This is a genomic window from bacterium (assembly GCA_040757115.1).
Taxonomy (GTDB): domain Bacteria; phylum UBA9089; class CG2-30-40-21; order CG2-30-40-21; family SBAY01; genus JBFLXS01.
Map to the genome: position 1 here is coordinate 1 of JBFLYA010000431.1, position 1,513 is coordinate 1,513.

Sequence of the window (1,513 nt, forward strand, 5' to 3'; positions counted from 1 at the left end):
GAATTTGGTAATATCTTTGCTTCAAGTATTTTAACGCTGAAAGGAAAGAGATAATTTTACATTTTGATATGTAATTTTTATATTTGCTTTTTGCATTTTGATCTTTGGAGGAAATTGATAAAAATAGAGGCTTTAAATACCTGCTTAAAAACTACACAGTTTCCTACTTTTGCAGAACTCTATTCTAATAATGAGATAGGGAGAATTACTGATAACACTATTAGCCCCATTGATTTCTTCTTAATTCTGTATTCCATCAATGTTCGACCCTAACTCACTCTACTATTTGCAATGAATGTACTATTCATATATAAGGTCAGACCTCGAAACTATCTTACTTTTTCTCTCTTCGTTTTTTCCTCTCAAATAATACCGCTATCCAGGTACTAATTTCAAGTAAAAAAACTAATGGTATCGCCATTAAAATTTGGGATATGACATCAGGTGGAGTGAATATCGCCGAGATGATAAAGATAAGCAAGATGGCATATTTTCTATTGTGCCGCAGGCTTAAGGTGCTTAGCCATCCAACTTGTGTTAAAAATAAAATCACTATTGGCAATTGAAATACTATCCCAAATCCTAAGAGGAACATACCCGCAAAAGAAATATATCGGCTAACAGTAATCATTGGTTCTAAAAAATCCGTTTGAAAACCTAATAAAAACTTTACTCCAATTGGCAATACCACAAAAAACGCAAAGGCAACGCCACAAGCAAATAGAAAAAAAGAAATTGGTGCATAGATTAAAAGAGATTTTCTTTCGTGTTTTAGTAAACCAGTAGCCATAAACCTCCAGATTTGAAAAAGGATAATAGGAGAAGAAACAAACAACCCTACCCAAAAAGATAGAAACATATATGAAAGAAATGCCTCCTGGGGACTGATAAACACAACTTTTCCTATTGGTTTAACGACATAGCCTAATATCTGTTTACTAAAGAAATAAGAAATACAAAAAAAGACAAAAACAGAAATCAGACATTTAATAATTCTTATCCGTAATTCTTCTAAATGTTCAATAAAACTCATTTTATTTCCATTTTCATTATCCATTTCCTGATTAAGATACACTATAAACTTATATTTTGTCAAGAAAAAAAGCATTACGAGCGTCTTGTTTTTTTCTTGACAACAGTAGATAATTAGTGTATATTATAATCTAAAATTGGTAACTGGTAACTAATTACCATTACACCAGTTACCATTTACCAAGAAGCCTCTCGGATAAAAATAGGAAGTAAGAAATGGGAAATAGGAAGTAAATAAAACAAAATTCCTACTTTCTACTCTCTACTTAAAAAGTGGGGGTGAAGGAAAAATTTGCGGTGTGCGAAGGCTAATAAAATTACCGCTTAATTTTATCCGAGAGCGTTCTTACCAAATAGGGCTTCACGAAATTCCCTCTCACCCAAATATAGAAAAGATTAGAGGTGGAGGACAGATATTCCCCCTTAATAAAGGGGGTTAGGGGGTTGTAAGTATATAAAGGGGGTTAGGGGGTTGTAAGTA

At 32.7% G+C, this 1,513-nt stretch carries 2 protein-coding genes; one reads left to right on the forward strand and one right to left on the reverse strand.

The genetic code is table 11. From position 1 onward, the window contains the following. Window positions 1–114: 114 nt before the first annotated feature. Entirely contained in the window at window positions 115–273 is a 159-nt protein-coding gene (locus AB1422_19410) for a hypothetical protein (protein MEW6621470.1), read from the forward strand. A gap of 61 nt (window positions 274–334) precedes the next feature. Here the strand turns inward: AB1422_19410 and tatC are convergent, their stop codons facing one another. Further along, window positions 335–1,057, reverse strand: coding sequence for a twin-arginine translocase subunit TatC (gene tatC / locus AB1422_19415; GenBank protein MEW6621471.1), 723 nt, complete (start codon window positions 1,055–1,057; stop codon window positions 335–337). Window positions 1,058–1,513: the final 456 nt, after the last annotated feature.